Source organism: Levilactobacillus tongjiangensis (assembly GCF_003946345.1).
Lineage (GTDB): Bacteria > Bacillota > Bacilli > Lactobacillales > Lactobacillaceae > Levilactobacillus > Levilactobacillus tongjiangensis.
This window is the reverse complement of the sequence record NZ_RHNY01000008.1, coordinates 67,357-85,867: the sequence shown is the minus strand read 5'-3', so window position 1 is coordinate 85,867 and position 18,511 is coordinate 67,357. Positions and strand designations below refer to the sequence as shown.

Annotated in this window: 22 protein-coding genes, 1 other RNA gene and 1 pseudogene; 5 read left to right on the top strand and 19 right to left on the bottom strand. The window is 47.9% G+C overall.

Going from position 1 to position 18,511, the window contains the following annotated elements; genetic code table 11:
• Nucleotides 1-120 precede the first annotated feature (120 nt).
• Nucleotides 121-453, top strand: a complete 333-nt coding sequence (locus tag EKM75_RS06490; RefSeq protein WP_125693080.1) for a hypothetical protein — start codon at nt 121-123, stop codon at nt 451-453.
• A gap of 398 nt (nt 454-851) precedes the next feature.
• Here the strand turns inward: EKM75_RS06490 and tsaD are convergent, their stop codons facing one another.
• The 16 genes from tsaD to EKM75_RS06410 all read right to left on the bottom strand — a co-directional run bounded on the left by tsaD (nt 852) and on the right by EKM75_RS06410 (nt 12,510).
• Nucleotides 852-1,895 (bottom strand): tRNA (adenosine(37)-N6)-threonylcarbamoyltransferase complex transferase subunit TsaD, encoded by a 1,044-nt coding sequence (gene tsaD / locus EKM75_RS06485; RefSeq protein ID WP_125693078.1) that lies wholly within the window; start codon nt 1,893-1,895, stop codon nt 852-854.
• A 62-nt stretch (nt 1,896-1,957) separates the two neighbouring features.
• Nucleotides 1,958-2,542 (bottom strand): ribosomal protein S18-alanine N-acetyltransferase, encoded by a 585-nt coding sequence (gene rimI / locus EKM75_RS06480; protein WP_125693076.1) that lies wholly within the window; start codon nt 2,540-2,542, stop codon nt 1,958-1,960.
• A complete protein-coding gene (gene tsaB / locus EKM75_RS06475; protein WP_125693074.1) occupies nt 2,526-3,248 on the bottom strand; it encodes a tRNA (adenosine(37)-N6)-threonylcarbamoyltransferase complex dimerization subunit type 1 TsaB in 723 nt (240 codons plus the stop codon). Before tsaB ends, rimI begins: the two co-directional genes overlap by 17 nt.
• Before the next feature lie 174 nt (nt 3,249-3,422).
• Entirely contained in the window at nt 3,423-4,163 is a 741-nt protein-coding gene (locus EKM75_RS06470; protein WP_125693071.1) for an acyl-[acyl-carrier-protein] thioesterase, read from the bottom strand.
• A gap of 5 nt (nt 4,164-4,168) precedes the next feature.
• Entirely contained in the window at nt 4,169-5,050 is an 882-nt protein-coding gene (gene rsmI, locus EKM75_RS06465) for a 16S rRNA (cytidine(1402)-2'-O)-methyltransferase (RefSeq protein WP_125693069.1), read from the bottom strand.
• A 9-nt stretch (nt 5,051-5,059) separates the two neighbouring features.
• Nucleotides 5,060-5,398: a DNA replication initiation control protein YabA gene (locus tag EKM75_RS06460; RefSeq protein WP_125683422.1), complete on the bottom strand. Its 339-nt coding sequence runs from the start codon at nt 5,396-5,398 to the stop codon at nt 5,060-5,062.
• Between the two features lie 28 nt (nt 5,399-5,426).
• Nucleotides 5,427-6,440 carry a DNA polymerase III subunit delta' gene (holB, locus tag EKM75_RS06455; protein WP_125693067.1) on the bottom strand — a complete coding sequence of 338 codons (1,014 nt, stop codon included), beginning with the start codon at nt 6,438-6,440 and terminating at the stop codon, nt 5,427-5,429.
• A 9-nt stretch (nt 6,441-6,449) separates the two neighbouring features.
• Nucleotides 6,450-6,779, bottom strand: coding sequence for a cyclic-di-AMP receptor (locus EKM75_RS06450; RefSeq protein WP_125683418.1), 330 nt, complete (start codon nt 6,777-6,779; stop codon nt 6,450-6,452).
• Between the two features lie 25 nt (nt 6,780-6,804).
• Nucleotides 6,805-7,446: a dTMP kinase gene (gene tmk, locus EKM75_RS06445; protein ID WP_164508745.1), complete on the bottom strand. Its 642-nt coding sequence runs from the start codon at nt 7,444-7,446 to the stop codon at nt 6,805-6,807.
• 340 nt (nt 7,447-7,786) lie between these two features.
• Entirely contained in the window at nt 7,787-8,038 is a 252-nt protein-coding gene (locus tag EKM75_RS06440; RefSeq protein WP_125683414.1) for a YaaL family protein, read from the bottom strand.
• A gap of 11 nt (nt 8,039-8,049) precedes the next feature.
• A complete protein-coding gene (gene recR / locus EKM75_RS06435; RefSeq protein WP_125683412.1) occupies nt 8,050-8,649 on the bottom strand; it encodes a recombination mediator RecR in 600 nt (199 codons plus the stop codon).
• A 22-nt stretch (nt 8,650-8,671) separates the two neighbouring features.
• Nucleotides 8,672-8,998: a YbaB/EbfC family nucleoid-associated protein gene (locus EKM75_RS06430; protein WP_191988799.1), complete on the bottom strand. Its 327-nt coding sequence runs from the start codon at nt 8,996-8,998 to the stop codon at nt 8,672-8,674.
• An 11-nt stretch (nt 8,999-9,009) separates the two neighbouring features.
• Entirely contained in the window at nt 9,010-10,779 is a 1,770-nt protein-coding gene (gene dnaX, locus EKM75_RS06425; protein WP_125693061.1) for a DNA polymerase III subunit gamma/tau, read from the bottom strand.
• A 291-nt stretch (nt 10,780-11,070) separates the two neighbouring features.
• An RNA gene (gene ffs, locus EKM75_RS06420) (signal recognition particle sRNA small type) lies at nt 11,071-11,157 on the bottom strand.
• Nucleotides 11,158-11,348: 191 nt separating this feature from the next.
• A complete protein-coding gene (locus tag EKM75_RS06415) occupies nt 11,349-11,855 on the bottom strand; it encodes a nucleoside deaminase (RefSeq protein ID WP_191988802.1) in 507 nt (168 codons plus the stop codon).
• A 52-nt stretch (nt 11,856-11,907) separates the two neighbouring features.
• The gene (locus EKM75_RS06410; protein ID WP_125693057.1) at nt 11,908-12,510 is read right to left on the bottom strand and encodes a class I SAM-dependent methyltransferase; all 603 of its coding nucleotides are present in this window, start codon (nt 12,508-12,510) and stop codon (nt 11,908-11,910) included.
• 199 nt (nt 12,511-12,709) lie between these two features.
• Between EKM75_RS06410 and nrdH the strand changes: the two genes are divergently transcribed.
• From nrdH to nrdF, 3 genes are all read left to right on the top strand, one after another.
• Entirely contained in the window at nt 12,710-12,937 is a 228-nt protein-coding gene (nrdH, locus tag EKM75_RS06405; protein ID WP_125583309.1) for a glutaredoxin-like protein NrdH, read from the top strand.
• 104 nt (nt 12,938-13,041) lie between these two features.
• Nucleotides 13,042-15,207 (top strand): class 1b ribonucleoside-diphosphate reductase subunit alpha, encoded by a 2,166-nt coding sequence (nrdE, locus tag EKM75_RS06400; protein ID WP_125693055.1) that lies wholly within the window; start codon nt 13,042-13,044, stop codon nt 15,205-15,207.
• 45 nt (nt 15,208-15,252) lie between these two features.
• Nucleotides 15,253-16,248 (top strand): class 1b ribonucleoside-diphosphate reductase subunit beta, encoded by a 996-nt coding sequence (gene nrdF, locus EKM75_RS06395; protein WP_125693053.1) that lies wholly within the window; start codon nt 15,253-15,255, stop codon nt 16,246-16,248.
• A 568-nt stretch (nt 16,249-16,816) separates the two neighbouring features.
• Here the strand turns inward: nrdF and EKM75_RS13125 are convergent.
• Nucleotides 16,817-16,927 (bottom strand): zinc ribbon domain-containing protein, encoded by a 111-nt coding sequence (locus tag EKM75_RS13125; RefSeq protein WP_449818786.1) that lies wholly within the window; start codon nt 16,925-16,927, stop codon nt 16,817-16,819.
• On the opposite strand from EKM75_RS13125, the pseudogene tnpA reads away from it, so the two are divergent.
• A pseudogene (gene tnpA / locus EKM75_RS06385) lies at nt 16,896-17,120 on the top strand (IS200/IS605 family transposase); the annotation flags it as partial. The gene EKM75_RS13125 and the pseudogene tnpA overlap by 32 nt on opposite strands.
• Before the next feature lie 392 nt (nt 17,121-17,512).
• On the opposite strand, the gene EKM75_RS06380 reads toward tnpA, so the two are convergent.
• Entirely contained in the window at nt 17,513-17,704 is a 192-nt protein-coding gene (locus tag EKM75_RS06380) for a KxYKxGKxW signal peptide domain-containing protein (protein ID WP_125693051.1), read from the bottom strand.
• 276 nt (nt 17,705-17,980) lie between these two features.
• On the bottom strand, nt 17,981-18,340 hold the full coding sequence (locus EKM75_RS06375) for a hypothetical protein (RefSeq protein ID WP_125693049.1): 360 nt from the start codon (nt 18,338-18,340) through the stop codon (nt 17,981-17,983).
• Nucleotides 18,341-18,511: the final 171 nt, after the last annotated feature.

The window sequence follows — 18,511 nt, the reverse complement described above, 5'->3', positions numbered from 1 at the left end:
TTACTCTTAGACTTCTTTGTAAATAATGGTGACTACCTTAGTTATCTCAAAAAATCGCCCTCACAAAAAATAACTCGCGAAATCGTCAAGCTGTTTCCGAATAACAAAGTAACACTTAACATGACAAATATTGCTGCAATCACTAATGCGAGCTACTTCCCCGACATTGCCCCGTCACCATATTCCGTCAAACCTGATTTGACCAAGTATACCATCGTCAAATTTCCAAAAGTAATCACTTACCTGAATACCAGTAAAAATACACCCGTGAAGACCCGCGTCCAGAAAGTAAAGGCGATTCTAGCTTCCTACGGATACACAACCAACAAGTTAAACCACCTCTCTAAAAACTACCAAATTGGCCTTAACATCGTTGATAGTACGTACCGGACTACCTATAGTGGCTCAAATATGGATAATGGGTATGCCTTCATTATCGGTAAACACAACTAATCCTAACAATGACGCACAGCAAAAAGGACGGTCACATTTAATGCGACCGTCCTTTTCTGATACCATTGTATTTTTTAACTAAAGATTGAAAATCTGAAAACTATTATCAAACCAATAACAGTCAGGCGTTACAGGCTTAAAATTAGTCTCTCCCAGCCACCTGCGGCTGTCAGAGATTCCGCCTGCTGTGGGGGAACGCCTCCGGCCTAAAAAGCAGTCCTTCGGCTCGGTTTGAAGCCTGGAAAAACACCAGTCTCCAAACACATCCCACGCTGTAAGCCGAAAATTAGCTATCACCGTCGACACAGCTGGCTCTACCTCTGATCACCTCTGGTTAAACGGGTTCTTGGAAACTAAAACTAAGCCAGCTTACATGACTAAATACCAATACCCAATCCTTATTTAACGGGATCAGCCACCCAGTCAAATTCCAAACTAGGATCAGCATTCAACGTTGCGTCAGCAAAGACGCCGTGCTTAAATGCCACGTAGGCAAATGCCCCAATCATGGCAGCGTTATCGCCACACAACTTCAGGGGTGCTTTAACCAGGTGAGTCGTGGGATTGCTGGACAAGTCGCGTTCCAAACGTTCACGTAGCCCCTGATTGGCAGCCACACCGCCGGCTAAAATCAACTGCTTAACGGGATAATCGGCCAATGCCCGCTGGGTCTTCTCAGCTAAGACGTCAACAACCGCCTGTTGGAAACTAGCGGACAGATCCTGCTTGCTCAGCTCCTCGCCAATCTGATCAGCATGGTGCGTGGTATTGATGAAAGCACTCTTCAACCCACTAAAACTAAAGTCGAAGTTGGCGTCCTTCTCCATTGCCCGGGGGAACTTAAACGTATCGTGACCTTGATGGGCCCATTCATCAACCGTCTTACCGGCTGGGTAGTTCACCCCCATGACCCGGCCAACTTTATCGTAGGCTTCACCGGCAGCGTCATCTCGTGTTTCACCGATGATTTCAAATTCATTTTCAGCTGGCATATAAACCAACTCGGTATGGCCCCCTGAAACCAACAGCGCCATGGCTGGAAATTCAATTGGTTCCACGTAACGAGCCGCATAGATGTGGCCTGCCATATGATTAACCGGAATCAAAGGTAAGTTGTGAGCAAAGGCCACCGTCTTAGCCGCCGTCACACCAATCAGCAAGGCCCCAACCAACCCAGGACCATACGTTACAGCCACGGCGTCTAAATCATCATAGCCCACCTGGGCTTCGCTCAAAGCATCAGCGATACATAACGTTACTTCTTCAATATGATGCCGACTGGCAACTTCTGGCACGACACCGCCAAACCGTTGGTGACTCTTGATTTGCGTCGCCACAATGTTGGACAAAATTTTGTGCCCGTCTTCAATCACCGCTACACTCGTTTCGTCACAACTCGACTCAAATGCTAAAATTAAATTTCGCTTATCCGTTGGACTCACTCCCTCTTTCAAACTCCCAAATGCTCTCACAAAAAAAACGAGCGGCCAAGCGCCAACTCGCCTTAGTCTGAATCAGATTCATCATTTAAATACAGCGTCATATCAGCAGCGTCTTCGTGATCACCGAAGTAATACCCCCGCTTAATGCCAGATTGTTCAAAGTTTAACTCACGGTACAGCTTTTGAGCATTTTGATTTGAAACTCGAACCTCTAAACTCACGGACTTGTAGCCCATCTGACGCGCCTTCTTGATCATGACACCTAACAGGAAGCGACCTAAGCCCCGACTTTGAAACTCTGGTAAGACGGCGATGTTGGTAATGTGGGCGTCACGCGTCCGGTCATCAAACGTGCTACCGATGAAGGCTAACAGCCGATCATTCTTCCGCACAACCAAATACAGCCGGTCCTTTTCACGCCGTAATTCGTTGGCAAACGCCGTCGAATCCCACGGTGCCTTACCGGCATAAACCGCCTTTTCAATCTCGATCATTTCCGGAATGTCGGTGAACAACGCTTTCGCCACAAAATAAGTGACGTCTCGAATCTCAACCCGGTGATTTTTCACATCCATGGCCTCTTCACGAGCGAGCTCATTCCGACTCCCAAATACATTTTTATACCAGACTTTAAATTTTTTCAACATATGATTCGACGTCCTCTTTCGGGTTCTTAGCGCGCCATTCAGCTTCAGCCTGCGTCAAACGAAGATAGTTGGGCACAAAGCGGTCAACATCCTTCACGGGAGTCATTTGCTGGCCCAGTAAACCAATCGTCGCCACTTGTGGCAAATTCAGCCAAGGACTGATTCGTGGTGTGGCGGCTGACACAGTCGTGTTAATCAGTTCCGTGAAGTGGTCAGCATCCCCCAAGAACCAGACGGGCTCTGCATACTCCTTAACGGCTTCCAAAAAGGCTGCAATATTCGTATGAGCGTCTGCAATGACCACCGTTGGCTGCCCGTCTTTGATCCGGTATAAACCGGCGAATACGTTCTGATTACGGGCATCAAACAGCGGTGCCACCAAGGCCCCTTCAACTGGCACATTAGCAGCCAGTGTAGCCAGGCTCGATACGGCTACCAGGTCGATATTTAACGTCGTGGCCAGTGTCTTGGCCGTTGTCACGGCAATCCGGATTCCGGTATAGGACCCCGGCCCAGCTGCCACGACGATGCGGTCTAAATCGGCTGGCTTTAACCCTGCCATCCCCATCAAACGTTCAATTTCAGGTAACAAGTACTCTGCATGCTTTTGGTGAACGGTTACCGTAATGGCAGCTAACACCGTGCTGTCATCTAAGACGGCAACACTCAGTGGTCGATTTGATGTATCAATTGCTAAAATCTTCATAATTGCTTACGTTCCCCTTCACTGTGTTTCGCCATAACTTTTAAAACTCCGGAAACGCTAAAAACGGCGTCACCGCTCAACGCCCGGATGTATTTTCCGTTGACTGTCTTTATCAGTTTACTATACTACCACAAAGCCGCCGTGGCTACACCTTACCTGCCTGATTTTTCAGGTTTAGGCTTTTTCCCAGGTAACCGTTGCTTCCACCGCCGTGGTCGTTCCCAGCTTAACGGTGTGTTGTGTAGTCGTCGCTGTCGAACGGCGAACTTCACTGATTACTTGATGGCCATACTGAACCTCATTTTCAAACCGAATTTTGACGTCCGTTGGTTGTTGTTGCCGAAGAAAATCAGCTGGCAACGCATCCAGCATCCACTCAAAATAGTGGGCATTGTTCACGTGACCGTTGTTATCGATATCAAAATACCGCACCGTATAAGGTTTAAATACTCCCGTCAACGCTGCATCAGCCCGGTCCGGTCGTGGTAACCGTGGCAAGCGGGTCTGTTGTTCACTGGCGTATGGTGCCATGATGGCGTCAGGAATCGTTGCAATCTTCCGGGTCTCATAACTCATCGTTACCCAGATACCCTCACCATAGGCCAATTGATGACCAGCGGCATCGAATAGCCAGTACTCTCGATAAGCAAAATAACGGTTGTATGAGGTGGCGCGGGTCTTAACCGTCACCACATCCCCCGTCCGTGGAAGCCGCTCGATTTGAATATGGTACTGGGTAACGACCCAGCCCACACCCTGACTCTTAATGAAGTCGGTGGTTAGGTTCAGTGCAGTGTTCTGATCCTCGGAGACCAATACAAATAAATTGATCAACATGGCGAGGGTCAAGTGGGCCGTGTCGTCTACTTCGTAATAAACGACACGGTGTGTTTCGGAAAACTCATTTGCGGCCACCTGGGTCACTCCTTGTCTAAATGGTGATATTGACGATAAATTTCTTGCTTCTTAACCCCTCGGAGGTTTGCCACTTCTTTAATGGCAGCATTAGGCTTGTCGCCGGCCGCAATCAACCGGTCAACTTGCACTTCAACGGGTTCACTGAGGTCAACCGCCGTGGTGGCAGTTGTGGTGGGCGCGGGATTCCCGCCAACCAGAACAACAAATTCCCCCCGCACCGTATCGTTAGCGGCCCAATCGGCCAACTCTGCTAAGGAACCGCGCAAGAATTCTTCGTAGCGTTTGGTTAACTCCCGACACAAAACGGCAGGTCGATCATCACCAAAACCTTCTGCTAAATTTTGCAACGTTTTCTTTAACCGGTGTGGTGCCTCGTAGAAGATCAACGTTTCTGGCCGCTGAGCTAAGCTATCAATTTCAGCCCGTTGATCCTTGGGCTTCCGATCCAAAAAACCGTAGAAGTAAAATGGTTGTGGGGCTAAACCTGAGGCAATGAGGGCCGTTAAACCAGCATTGGCACCGGGTAAGGGTACTACCGGAATGTGTGCTTCAATACAGGCATTCACCAGTTCATGGCCGGGATCAGAGATGGAAGGCATCCCCGCATCACTGACCTGGGCAATATCCATCCCCGTTTGTAGTTTCGCAATCAGTTGGGGAATACGTTCCTGTGTGTTGTGTTCATGAAAACTGATTTGCTTCGTCTCAATTTCAAAATGATTGAGAAGCTTTTGCGTATTCCGTGTGTCTTCTGCTGCAATTAAATCCGCATTCTGCAGCGTCTTAACCGCCCGAAACGTCATGTCATCCAAGTTACCGATTGGCGTGGGAACCAGGTATAAATGCCCTTCCTCGTCACGCTGAAAACTTCTTCGTCGTTCCATTATTGCCTCCTACTGATCACGATAAATAACTTCTAAGCAAAAGGCACATTCCTCGTCTTGCTTACGCCGTGTCCCGTAAAATTCCCGACACACGTGAAACCCTTCCTCGTACAGCTTTTCCAGAATCTGCCGAGACTTCGATAGTCCCTGGGGGGTCTCTGGGTCTTCCGGCAAGGTGCGCTGGAGTTCTCTGACCAGATCCCGCAGATGTTGATTTTCAATTTCCAATTCCGCGTTCTGCTCAAAGACCTTGGTCATCTCCGCCTGTAAGTCAGAGAACTGGGCCGACATTTGGTCCAACTGCGCTTCAAGACTCTTAAATTGATCGTATACTTCCTGTTTATCCAAACTGCCACCCTCCAGTGCTAACCTGATTTTAACGCGTTACCTGCGCTAAGATTTGTAAAGTTAAGGCTTCTAAAATTGTTTGAAAATTCATGTTCCCCGCCAATTGACTGCGGGTTGCTAATGTCAACGTCATAATTGTAACTAACTGGTCAATGGTCAACTGCCGTGCTACCTGTTGACTGGCCTGCGCCACCTGAGGAAATGCTAATTGGTCGCCCACTTCACCAGCCTGTTGCCGTAAAGCATCGTGCCAAACCTGCACCAGCATGTCCAGGATAACCCCTTGTCGATCACGATTTAACGCCAAAGGTAACAACTCGGATTGCACGCGGACAAACGCCCGCTCGTCACCCTGACAGCAAGCCGTAAACCACTGTCCAACTTTAGCTTGGGCGTCCTTCAACCAGTCATCGGTCGTCAGCTCCTGCGCCGCCTGCACACTTTCCGTCAACGTGGCGAGTAAGTAGCGCTGGCTAGGCGCAATCCCAGCATCAGCTAAGGCACTGGCCAACGCCTGTGGTGCCACCCGCAAGAAATCAACCACCTGCGTTCGCGATAGAATCGTGGGCAAAATCAAATTTTTATTGGCCGTCAATAATAAGGCCACTGTTTTGCCCACGGGTTCCTCAATAAATTTCAGTAAACTATTGGCGGCACTCGTGGTCATCCGGTCGACCTGATCCACAATAAAGATCTTCTGGTTCCCCTCAACCGCACTCTTAGTGAACTCGGCCTTGAGGTACCGAACTTGGTCCACCTTGATTCGTTGCCCGTCTGGAATCACCGTGACCACGTCGGGGTGGTCGCCTGCTAAAATCCGCCGACACTCGGAACACTGCCCACAAGGCAAGCCCTCAGCCGTGATATTTTGACAAAACAAGCGCATGGCAATCGTTCGGGCCACCACCTGCCGACCAGTCCCATCGGCCCCGTTGAAGAGGTAAGCGTGGGACAAATGCTGTTGCTGTATCAGATGCATAAAGTGGCTTACCAGTTGCGGTTGAAGCCGTTGGGCCGTAGCCACTACGGATTCTTCAGTCATCTCGGCCCCCTAAAAGCGATGAAATTGGTCAACTGGCATGACAAACACCGTCGCACCACCGACCTGAACTTCAACCGGGTACGCCGACGTACTGTCCAATTGCGCATCCAAATTAACCGGTGGGGTCATAAATTGCTGCCGCGTGTGACTGGCTGCCTTGATCATGTCCAGAACTTCATCTACTCGTTCATCTTCCAACCCAATCATAAAGGTCGTGTTGCCAGACTTTAAGAAACCACCAGTAGTGGACAACCGGGTTGCCCGAATGTCATGATCAATAAACTCATTGCTTAGCCGATTAGCATCTTTATCTTGGACGATAGCGATTAGTAATTTCATTGTGAATTTCCTCCCTCAATGCCGGTTAAAAGTACCTGCGGGCTGTTTGCTTGATCAATGCTAACGATTCCTGAACCACTTGGTCCGGAGATTGCGTCGCATCGATCAGTTTGATTCGGTCTGGATGGGCTGCCTGCAAACGCAGGTAGGCCGCCCGCACCCGGTCATGAAAGGCCGTTTGTTCAACGTCGAGTCGATCAACCTTGTCAGGTTGGCGGTGCGCCTGAATACGCTGCAACCCCACCTCGGCAGGAACATCAAAATAAATCGTTAATTCCGGCAGTAAGCCATCGGTCGCGAATCTGTTCATCTCTTCGACTGCTTGCTCACCAATTTGCCGGCCCGCGCCTTGATAGGCAACGGAACTATCAACGTACCGGTCGCAAAGCACCAGTTGATCGGCCGCCAAAGCTGGTAGAATCGTTTCAGCTAAATGTTGTCGCCGTGCCGCTGCATAGAGCAGAGCTTCGGTCCGATAGTCCATGGCCGTATTTTTTCGATCCAAAATCACCGCGCGAATGCTCTCGGAAATGGGATTGCCTCCTGGTTCCCGGGTAATCGTCAACCGGTCGCCCAATAGCGGTGTAATCTGCGCCGTTATTGCCTTCAGTGCACTCGTTTTCCCCGCACCATCTGGTCCTTCAAAGCTAATAAACGTTCCTGACAAGATACTCGACCCCATTTTTGATTGATAGTTATATTGTACTTGAATTCAGAATTGATGTCTATTTGCATCCATTGCTTATCATAGGTTTAGTTATTAGCTGGCATTCAGCAACGACTAGATTATACGTCCCATACTAGCTAATTTGGGTGAACTTTGTATTTTCGGCATCAAATTAATAAAACTTCATTTAAATAGCTGTGTTATCACTCTAAGAACGACTTCAAAGAACTACCCACGATACCACTCACAATAAGTTTTGCTTAACATTGCCTCTAGATGTCAAGAGGCCGAGACACCTGGTCTCGACCTCCACTTGGTTGCTCTTCAACTATTTACCCCATTAGTCGCGGAAAATAGCGGCTGAAATGTGCTTACCCCGGACTTTGCGCCGACGGGCTTCCCGGTATAAAAACAAGTACGTCTGCCGAGCTAATGCCGTATTCGCGGTCATTTGGTTGTCCGCATCGGCGATAGCTTCCTCCGTTTGCTTCGCATGGTCCCAACGGTCCTTCGCAGCATCGATGGTTGCTAAAAGTTGATCATCGTAAGCCGCCTTGAGCCGAGGAAGTTGGCGCTTCTTTCTTCCGAACATCGGGAGACCTCCTACATTTCCGTTCGGCCTTCTACGGCCTTGAACAATGTCATTTCATCAGCGTATTCAATGTCACTCCCCACAGATAATCCGTGAGCTAACCGAGTAACTTTAATACCGGCTGGTTTAATCAAACGTGACAGATACATCGCCGTCGCTTCACCTTCAGGGGTTGCGTTAGTGGCAATGATCACTTCTTTAATCGTGGGATTCTGTTGTAACCGGTTGATCAGACTAGAAATGTTTAGGTCTTCAGGTCCCTTACCCTCGATTGGCGACATAACACCGTGGAGGACGTGATACAGACCATGATATTCTTTCATTTTTTCCATGACCATGATGTCTTTGGCCTGTTCAACCACCAACACGTGGGATTGATCCCGCGTCTTGTCAGCACAGATCACACACGGATCAGTCTCAGTAATGTTGCCACAGATTGAACAAAAATGAAGATCCTTTTTGGCCGCAACCAGCGCCTTTGAAAAGGCCGTCACGTCGTCTTCCTGCATATCAATCGTGAAAAAGGCTAGTCGTGTGGCGGACTTTTGGCCAATTCCCGGCAACTTCATGTAACTGTCGATCAGTTGTGCAATTGGTTCTGGGTACTGCATGCCTCACAACGTCCTTTCTTAATTACATACCAGGGATATTCATACCTTGCGTGTACTTTCCCATGGTCTGTTTCGTCGTGTCATCAACCTTGCCCAAAGCATCGTTAACAGCTGCTAACACTAAGTCAGCCAGCATATCAGGGTCATCCGGATCGATGGCTTCCGGCTTGATCGTCAGATCCGTCATCTTCCGTTCACCAGTAAAGGTTGCCTGCACTAAGTCATCAGGAGACGTCCCGGTAAAGCATTGGGCGTTCAAATTGGCTTGATCCTGTTCCATTTTCTTTTGCATTTGACGCATTTGTTTCATCATGCTACCCATATTTCCCATGTTCCGCACTTTAATCATCCTTCCAAAATTTAATCTTTTTTCACATCAACAATTTCTTTACCAAATAATTCTTCCGCCTTGGTCACAACTGGATTGGCTGCGGGCGTCGCTGGTTCTTCCGGTTCACCCTCTGCGTTATTTTGCAACTCAGCCTTATGCGCCGTCAAGTAATTCTTTCGAATCACTGGCCACTCATCCTTCGGTACGAAGACCACCGGCAGAGCGGCACCAATCATGCGGTCCAATCCGTTTTCTAAGGCATCCGTCAGTTCGTTGTCGGTTGTTGCCCGTTGATACAAGAACGAGTAGTCAAAGGCGACAATGACCCCCGAATCTGCTGCCGCTACGGGTTGAGAAACCTTCATTACTGCCCGTTGGGTAACTGACAAACTGTTCAACAAGTCTGGCCAAGCTTCCTGTAATTGGTTCAGCTTTTCTCGCGTAGCACTCCCCAGAACGGGATAGATTTTGGCTAAGTTGACTTCCTTAGCTGGTGCGGACTTATTGACCCGCGGCTTAGCTGGTGCGGCTGCCTTAGTCGGTGCGGGCGCTTGTTCGAGGTGTTTGACCGCAGAACGCAACTGGTCGATTTCATGTTGCAACTCGGCCACGGCCGGTGTTTCTTGCCCTTCAGTAGCTGCGGGCGTTGGTGTGCTAGCAGCGGCCGCGTTTGGTGTCGCCGCTGCTAGTGTTGCAACTGGTGTCCCGGGTTGCCGCCCAATTTCAGCCAGCTTGATCGTCAGAATTTCTAAATAAACGTCCGGATGGGTGGTAAACCGCATCTGCTGTTGAATCGCGTTCAGCTCATTGATCATGGCGTACATGGTCTGGGCCGGCGTCTTTTCTGCTAAGGCTTTAAAGTCGTCACTGACACTGCCCATTTCTGCTTCTTCCACCAATTGTGGTGCCTGCTGGTACAGTAATAAGTCACGCGCGTAGCCAATCACGTCTTCCGTAAAGCGCTCAGCATCTTTTCCGGCTTCCAGAACGGACTGCAAGGTCGCTAAGGCTGCCTTCGTGTCCCCGGCCAGCACCTGTTGAACATAGGTGGCCAGGAGTTCATGGGTAACGCTCCCCGTAACTAAGAGGGCGTTATCCAGTGTGATTTCGTTGTCGCCAAAGGACAGCGCTTGATCGAGGATACTCAAGGCATCCCGCATACCACCTTCAGCCGCCTTCGCAATCACCTTAACCGCCTGGTCATCGTAAGTTACATCCTTTTGCTTCAGGATGTAGATCATCCGATCATAACTATCGCTCGCCGCAATCCGCTTAAAATCAAACCGTTGTGTTCGAGAAATAATTGTTGCTGGAATCTTGTGAGGTTCCGTCGTCGCCAAAATAAAGATGACGTTAGCCGGTGGTTCTTCCAAGGTCTTCAGTAAGGCATTGAACGCCCCCGTCGACAACATGTGGACTTCATCAATGATGTAGACCTTGTAGTCGGCAACCGTTGGCGCATATTTTACTTTATCCCGAATATCACGGATTTCTTCGACGCCATTATTAGACGCCGCGTCAATTTCAATGACGTCGTTCAAGGTCCCATCGGTAATTGCGCGACACGTCTCACATTCATTGCAAGGTTCACCATCCGTTTGGTGGTGACAGTTGATGGCTTTGGCAAAAATCTTAGCTGCTGAAGTCTTCCCCGTCCCACGAGGACCGGCAAAGAGATAGGCGTGACTGATCTGATTCGTGGTAATCGCGTTCTTAAGCGTTCGGGTAATCACTTCTTGCCCAATCATGTCGTCAAATCTTTGGGGCCGCCAGACCCGATAAAGTGCTTGATAAGCCATGCAATCCGTTCCTTTCCGTGAGGTTAAAATCAATTATTTAAGAGGCACATTTTTAAAATTCACTGATAACAATTATAGCCTTTTTCGTGGGTCCCCGCCACGAATTGGCCGCAAGTATTTCGGGAATCTCCCCCTACCTCCGAGCCAACCATTGTCGGGACTTAAACCGTATCCGCTACCACAATAAAATATTTTTCTTCCATATAGATAGTTTCACTGGTAAATAGCTGAGTACCCAAAATTAGGTACAAAAAAACTCCCAGTCCACGGACTAGGAGTTGGAATTAGCTCATAAACTTGAAGCACAAAGCGAAACGAACTTAGTGCTGCTTCCTTCCGGACCTGACACGATTCGTAAGCCCACCCTTGCTCCAAGGCCTTAACGGCTAATACTAGTGTAGCATGATTTTGGCGGAGTGTCTAGGATGTTATTAAAGAGTGGTCGGTGAGGCGCTTAGCTGGTGAGCATTAACATCGTAAAAATGAGAATCCTGGACTTGGATTCTTATTTTTACGGGGTTAATGCTCACCAGCTGCCTCACCGACCACGTTTCAGCCACCGCGCCCACTTACTTCTCGACCCGTTCGGCCCGCTGAGCCGCCTTCCGAGCCTTTTTTTCCGCCTTTTGTCGCTTACGAGCTGCCTGGAAGAAACTTACCATGCGTTCGCCAGCACTCTTAGCCATCAGGCCTTCGTACACCGTCACTCGGTGATTCAACCGACTATCCGTCAACGTTTCGTAAAGGCTATCGACTGCGCCCGCTTTAGGATCTCTGGCACCATAGTAGACTACCGGAATTCGTGAATTGATAATGGCCCCACTACACATGAGGCACGGCTCAATCGTCACGTACAATTGACAATCTTCTAATCGCCAACTATGCAACGTGGCACAAGCCTCCTCAATCGCGCGAACTTCCGCGTGCATGGTTGCATCATTCCCGTGTTCCCTGAGATTATGGCCGCGCCCCACAATTTGATCACCGTGAACGATGACCGCACCGATAGGCACCTCACCAATCAGGCCAGCCTGGTCAGCTTCAAAGAGCGCTTCTTCCATGTAATGTCGTTCCATTGGGCCGTAACTGACTTGTCGCACGCGGACCGCTTCCTTTCATTGCTGACAGTTAATTCAGTGTGCTTTCTAAGATGTAATAACCTTTATCTTTTTTGATGATGGCACAGTTACCAAACGTTTCCTTCATCGCCTTCTCAGCCGATGGTGCCCCCTGCTTCTTTTGAAGAACAACTGTCAACGTCCCCCCTGGCAGCAGGTGCTCCTTGGCTCCCGTCAGCATCGCTGTAACCACCTTTTTCCCAGCTCGGACCGGTGGGTTAGTAAGGATAGCCGCGTAACGCTCCGTGACGTCCGCATAGATATCTGACGTCTTGATTTCAACATTTTCGATTTGGTTAGCCACCGCATTTTGACGAGCCAGTGCTAATGCCAACTCATTCACATCGACCATTGTCACCTGTCGTTCAGGCCACTTCTTAGCCAATGCTAGACCGATAGGACCGTATCCTGTCCCCAAGTCAAGCCAGGGGCCAGCCGGCGTCTGGTCGGCATTGAAGGCCGCTAATAACGCCCGTGAGCCGTAGTCCACGCGATTTTTCGAGAAGACACCGTTGTCGGTGGTAAACAACAATTCGTTGCCTAAGAGGGTAAACGGCCAATGATGTTCTTCGTGTAAAACGTCTGGATTTTGTGTATAATAATGATTAGTCAATATTTCCGCCACCTTTTAGACCTATTTTACCGTAGAAAACGGGTCGAGGCCAAGCAAAATAAATTTAACAGCTCAGACACCACATTTAGTAGTTATTGTATGTTCCAACTACCAAATATGGTGTCTTTTTTGATTGTATTTTTCCATATCTGGTGTACACTGAACACATTGATAATGAAATTTAGAGGATGTGGCAACAATGAAAGTAACGATTTACTCAAAGAACAATTGCATGCAGTGCAAGATGACAAAGCGTTTTCTCAGCGAACACAACGTGGAATTCGAAGAACGCAATATTAACCAGAATCCAGAATATGTGACTTACCTAAAAGAAAAAGGTTTCCAGGCGGTTCCCGTAATTGAAGCACCCGGTCACCCAGCCTTTTATGGCTTCCGACCTGATCAATTAACCCAAATCGCGGGCTAATTTAAGTTCGGCACTAACCCGTCTTGGCGACGTCGTGTCTGTTCACGGTGGCGCTTTTTTGTTTGATTTTTCGCACCTATTGAGAGAAAGAAGAGTTGATTAGTATGAGCCTAAAGGACTTAAAGAACGTTACGTATTACGACTTAAACAATGAGATCAACATCCCCGTTAACGGCCAGATTCCGCTAAACAAGGACCAAGAAGCGCTCCAAGCCTTCATCAAAGAAAACGTCGAACCCAATACCAAAAAGTTCACGTCACTGAAAGACCGCTTCGACTACTTAGTCGACAATAATTACATCGAAAAGCACGTCATTGACCAGTATGACTTCAGCTTTATCGAAGATTTGTACGCCTTTTTGCGTAGTCAAAATTTTCACTTTAAATCCTTTATGGCAGCGTACAAGTTCTATGCCCAGTATGCACTGAAGACCGACGACAACGATTTTTACTTAGAAAACTTTATTGACCGGGTCGCTATGAACGCCTTAGACTTCGCCGATGGTAACGAACAATTAGCCCATGACCTGGCCGACGAAATCATTCATCAGCGGTACCAACCCGCTACCCCCAGCTTTTTGAACGCTGGTCGTTCCCGCCGAGGTGAATTAGTCTCTTGTTTCTTGATCCAATCGACTGACGATATGAATACCATTGGTCGGACTATCAATTCCGCCCTACAACTTTCCCGTATCGGTGGTGGGGTCGGCATCAGTCTCTCCAACTTACGGGGCGCCGGTGATCCAATCAAACACATTGAGGGGGCTGCCTCCGGGGTCGTGCCAGTCATGAAGTTACTTGAAGACAGCTTCTCTTACTCCAATCAATTGGGACAACGGCAAGGTGCCGGGGTTGTTTACCTGAGTGTCTTCCATCCAGATATCGTCGCTTTTTTGAGTGCTAAGAAGGAAAACGCCGACGAAAAGATTCGGCTCAAAACACTCTCACTGGGCGTCACTGTGCCCGATAAATTTTACGAACTTTGTGAACAGGACGCGGACATGTACCTCTTCAGTCCTTACGACGTAGAACGGATCTACGGCAAGCCTTTCTCCTACGTGGACATCTCAACTGAGTACGACAATATGGTCGCCAATCCCGACATTCACAAGAAAAAGATGAAAGCCCGGGACTTGGAAACCGATATTGGTAAACTCCAACAAGAATCCGGTTACCCTTACATTGTCAACATTGACACGGCTAATCGTGAAAACCCCATTGATGGGCGCATCGTCATGAGCAACCTGTGTTCTGAAATCATGCAGGTCCAAACACCTTCCACCGTCAACAACCAGCAGGAATACGTCAAGCTCGGTACCGATATTTCTTGCAACCTGGGATCGACCAACATTGTCAACCTGATGACGTCACCAAATTTCGGTCACTCCGTGGAAACTATGGTGCGGGCGCTGACGTTTGTGACGGATCATTCGGATATCGACGTCGTGCCATCCATCCAAAAGGGTAACCACCTCGCCCACACGATTGGGCTAGGAGCAATGGGCCTACATAGTTACTTTGCCAAGAACCACATGATGTACGGTTCTAAGGATAGTGTGGCCTTTACTAGCACCTACTTCATGCTCCTAAACTACTGGACGTTAAAAGCCTCTAACCAGATTGCTAAGGAAAAGCACGAAACATTCCACAACTTTGACAAGAGTGCTTACGCTTCCGGGTCCTACTTTGACCGTTACACGGAAAAAGATTGGCGACCAACCAACGATAAGGTCCAAGACCTCTTCGCTGACGTTTGGTTACCCTCACCTGAAGACTGGGCTGACCTCAAGGTTGCCGTCATGCGCGACGGTCTCTATCATCAGAATCGGATGGCCGTTGCACCTAACGGATCCATCTCCTACATCAACGATACTACTGCCAGTCTCCACCCCATCATCAACCGGATTGAAGAACGCCAGGAAAAGACGATCGGTAAGATCTACTACCCCGCACCTTACCTGGACAACGACACCATGCCTTACTACAAGTCTGCTTACGACACCGACATGCGCCGGGTCATCGACGTTTACGCTGCTGCCCAAAAGCACGTGGACCAAGGAATGAGTCTGACATTGTTCATGCGTTCAACGATTCCAGCCGGCCTGTACGAGTGGAAAAATGGCCGCACTGATAAGATGACGACGCGGGATCTCAGCATTTTGCGCAACTATGCCTACCGCAAGGGTATCAAATCCATCTACTACGTACGGACATTTACCGATGATAACAACGAAGTCGGCGCCAACCAGTGTGAGAGTTGTGTGATTTAACAACTTCCCCTACCTGTAAAACAGACCGCAAAAAGGAGTGGCATCATGGCAAGAACTGAAAATTATAACGCAATCAACTGGAACCAAGTTTCCGATGAAATCGACAAAGCCACCTGGGAAAAACTCACGGAACAATTTTGGCTGGATACCCGGATTCCCGTTTCCAACGATTTAGATGACTGGCGTACGCTAGATACTGACCATAAGTGGGTCGTAGGTCACGTCTTTGGGGGCTTGACCCTGCTAGACACGCTTCAGTCTCAAGATGGGATGGCCGCCTTGCGACGGGACGTCCGGACGCCACACGAAACAGCCGTGCTGAACAACATCCAATTCATGGAATCCGTTCACGCTAAGAGTTATTCCACCATTTTTTCCACGCTGAACACGCCGGATGAAATTGACGAAATCTTCCAATGGAGTGATTCTGAAGAATTTCTCCAAAATAAGACCAAACGCATCTATGATCTCTATCACGATGATGAACATCCGTTGAAGAAAAAAATCTCAAGTGTGTTCTTAGAAACCTTCCTGTTCTATTCCGGTTTCTTTACGCCCCTCTACTACCTGGGACACAACAAGCTCAACAATGTCGCTGAAATCATTAAATTGATTTTGCGCGACGAATCCGTCCATGGGACCTACATTGGTTACAAGTTCCAGCTTGGCATGAAGGAACTGACGGACAACGAACAACAACAGATGAAGGACTGGATGTACGATTTCCTCTACAAGCTCTACGCTAATGAGGAACAATACACCCACACCCTCTACGACCAAATTGGGTGGTCAGAAAAGGTGTTAACGTTCATTCGCTATAACGCGAACAAAGCCTTGATGAACCTGGGCCAAGATCCCTTGTTCCCCGACACCGCTGAAGACGTCGACCCCGTGGTCATGAACGGTATTTCCACCTCGACGGCCAACCACGACTTCTTCTCCCAAGTTGGGAACGGTTATCTCTTAGGTAACGTTGAAGCCATGAATGACGATGATTACAATATCGGTGAGCCAGCTGATCCGCAAGATCCAAGTAAATAAGCGCTAAATAAAATGCCGCAAACGATTGGAAAATTACCAACCATTTGCGGCGTTTTTATTCATTTAACCAAAGTTAGAAAACCATTATTAAACCAAAACTAGTAAAACGTTATAGACTTAAAATTCGTCTCACTCAGTCGTGAGATTTTCAAGTGGTTTTTTTGAAAATGGCAACTTGAAGACGTGCTTTGCGGCTTCAATCGAGGGGCAAGACCGACCTTGGGTTTGTCCCGTCGTTCCCACCGCGTTCCAGTCCAAATTCGGCGAACGGTCAGGCAGCGACTTCCCACTATGTCTGCCCCCCCAACATCCAATCCTTGTTGTATCAGGAGCAGAGAGTATTTCAATGTTGATTCGTTAACTTAGTGGCCTTCCGCCTTACCGATAGCCAGTCGAATGCGCCTTATTCCTGTCAACCACGCCCGTTTAAAAACGGGCGCTTGTGGTCACCACACCCCTTGGCATGGTGACCACAATTTACTTAGATACAGCGCTAGCCTACGAATTGGACTTATCCGCTAATTACCAAAGCTTTTTAGGTCCGCAGCTTGCCAGACGGACTCGTTTCCTACCAAGCTGCTAAACTCTTAGCTAGAATATTTTTAGCTGCATTATGGTCACGCACATGAAACGTCTCACAACTAGGGCACGTCCACTTACTGCTAAGCTTTAAGCCCAAGTATGCACAAACTAATGTTATCAAAGCCTTCAAGGGCGGTTCGGCTCGCTTATTCTTTGAACGACATTCAGAGATAAAGGCTCAAAAATTCTGGGGTGGACATCTTTGGTTGCCTAGTTACTTCATGAGTACCCTGGGTGACATGAGCAAGACGACCGTGGACAGATACATTTCTAATCAACGAAAAGTATAGTGACATTCATCCCTTGCTTGAAAGCAAGGGATTTCTGCCTAATTTAACTGGTTGTGCTAGTCGACCCCCGCTGTAGAAGAAATTGAACTAGTAGGCGATGTGCTTTGACTCGCTGCTGAACTAGCTACCTGGACAGCTGTCGAAGCCTCTGCCTGAGCTGAAGAACTTGCTGGAGTAATGCTGCTTTTAGCTTCAGTCGTACTAGTCGAAGTTGTAGAAGTAGCTGAGCTCGAAATTGAACTTGCAGCTTGACTCTGAGAACTCGAAACTGCAGCAGAGATTGCTTGTTCTGCTGATGAACTGGCAGCCTGTGACGTGTTGCTTGTGTTAATGGTAGCGTCAGATTGGTTAATGTTTGCCGACGTACTTTTTGAAGTTGCCGCAGAACTCGTTTATGTTGTGGTCGGATCAATACTTCCGGCTGTATCCGCATACGCATTGACCCCGCCTAACGCTATCGTAAATAAAACGACGTTTGTCAGTGCTAACTTTCCGATAGGGGCATTGACTAACTGTTTGCCTGCCTTAAAAAGCTTATAGTGAAGCTTCATATCACCCTCACGCGATAATTGCTTGAATCGCATATCAGATCACTTCTTTCTGAATTTAAAAAAAATCGTTTGTGTGAAACTAAGGGATTCCCCTAAGCTTCACACAAACGAAGAATAAAACAAATTAGTGAACTCATTCAATCCTGCATTGTCGGAGCGACGAAAAACACTCAAGTTGCGAGCAAAAAACAGACCGGTTGATTTTGGAATTTTAGACCCCGTAATTAAAAGCTGCCTTTTTCAACATTCCCCACATTAAATAGATATTTTCCATGTGTACTAATAAACCGCTCAACACTTTCGTGTCTATCAACCAGGCTCAGGTACTGAATATGCCACATTAAATAAAATAATTCTAGTCACATGAAATGCAGAAACATAATAGCTTCCATCCCAGCTTAAATATGAATTATTAATTTCATAAGCTCGACCAATATGATACTTACCAAGCAAATATCGAGTTTCACCAGAGCCTACTTTAGTGACCTGAGTATGGAGTGCAATATGCGGATGCCCAGACAAGGCTATCGCCAATCTTACAGAATTACTCGGCACTGTAAGAAAAGCAAGGACGGTAAAAAGCAGAACCTCAAGAACTTTCCTCACTCTTCCAATATTTTTCCAATGACTAACTAATTTCTCTTTAAAATGATCATATTTTGTTTTCAAGAAATCATCTCATTTTCATATGGATTAGCCGAACACCATTTGAACCACTCGATGCTAATCCCGTATTTAAATTCCTATGCTTATAATTTCCTGTGTGCGACGCATAATAAACCCGATACACATAGTGACCATGCTTCTTTTTCTTGTATGTTCCATCGACAAATCCCGAAT

Bases quoted from the DNA above. Each gene is read 5' to 3' on its own strand.
- EKM75_RS06490 (WP_125693080.1), top strand. From the start codon at position 121: ATGACAAATATTGCTGCAATCACTAATGCGAGCTACTTCCCCGACATT.
- rimI (WP_125693076.1), bottom strand. From the start codon at position 2,542: ATGTTGAAAAAATTTAAAGTCTGGTATAAAAATGTATTTGGGAGTCGG.
- tsaB (WP_125693074.1), bottom strand. From the start codon at position 3,248: ATGAAGATTTTAGCAATTGATACATCAAATCGACCACTGAGTGTTGCC.
- rsmI (WP_125693069.1), bottom strand. From the start codon at position 5,050: ATGGAACGACGAAGAAGTTTTCAGCGTGACGAGGAAGGGCATTTATAC.
- holB (WP_125693067.1), bottom strand. From the start codon at position 6,440: ATGACTGAAGAATCCGTAGTGGCTACGGCCCAACGGCTTCAACCGCAA.
- EKM75_RS06450 (WP_125683418.1), bottom strand. From the start codon at position 6,779: ATGAAATTACTAATCGCTATCGTCCAAGATAAAGATGCTAATCGGCTA.
- EKM75_RS06440 (WP_125683414.1), bottom strand. From the start codon at position 8,038: ATGTTCGGAAGAAAGAAGCGCCAACTTCCTCGGCTCAAGGCGGCTTAC.
- recR (WP_125683412.1), bottom strand. From the start codon at position 8,649: ATGCAGTACCCAGAACCAATTGCACAACTGATCGACAGTTACATGAAG.
- EKM75_RS06430 (WP_191988799.1), bottom strand. From the start codon at position 8,998: ATGATTAAAGTGCGGAACATGGGAAATATGGGTAGCATGATGAAACAA.
- dnaX (WP_125693061.1), bottom strand. From the start codon at position 10,779: ATGGCTTATCAAGCACTTTATCGGGTCTGGCGGCCCCAAAGATTTGAC.
- EKM75_RS06415 (WP_191988802.1), bottom strand. From the start codon at position 11,855: ATGGAACGACATTACATGGAAGAAGCGCTCTTTGAAGCTGACCAGGCT.
- nrdH (WP_125583309.1), top strand. From the start codon at position 12,710: ATGAAAGTAACGATTTACTCAAAGAACAATTGCATGCAGTGCAAGATG.
- nrdE (WP_125693055.1), top strand. From the start codon at position 13,042: ATGAGCCTAAAGGACTTAAAGAACGTTACGTATTACGACTTAAACAAT.
- nrdF (WP_125693053.1), top strand. From the start codon at position 15,253: ATGGCAAGAACTGAAAATTATAACGCAATCAACTGGAACCAAGTTTCC.
- EKM75_RS06380 (WP_125693051.1), bottom strand. From the start codon at position 17,704: ATGCGATTCAAGCAATTATCGCGTGAGGGTGATATGAAGCTTCACTAT.